At 52.0% G+C, this 244-nt stretch carries 1 pseudogene; it reads right to left on the bottom strand.

Annotation, left to right across the window (positions count from 1 at the left end):
* Nucleotides 1–187, bottom strand: a pseudogene (locus IR141_RS13170) (transposase); the annotation flags it as partial.
* Between the last annotated feature and the right edge of the window lie 57 nt (nucleotides 188–244).

Raw genomic sequence — 244 nt, 5'->3', positions numbered from 1 at the left:
CGCTGCTTAAACTGTCGGTATACACCACACTGTCCGGCATGATTTTCTTCGCAATAACAGGCAACAAACTCTCTTTTTTGGCGTTATCCACGACCACGGTATAGACCTTGCCGCCACGTTTGAGGATACCGAAAACCACCACTTTGCCTGCGGCTCCTGTGCCGCGTTTTCCTTTGCGCTTACCGCCGGAGCAGCTCATCTGACTACGGAACCTTCAAAAACCTGATGCCTCCAAGGCCGAATG

The organism is Neisseria sp. 19428wB4_WF04, assembly GCF_015235335.1.
Lineage (GTDB): Bacteria > Pseudomonadota > Gammaproteobacteria > Burkholderiales > Neisseriaceae > Neisseria > Neisseria musculi.
This window is presented reverse-complemented; position numbering and strand designations above follow the sequence as displayed.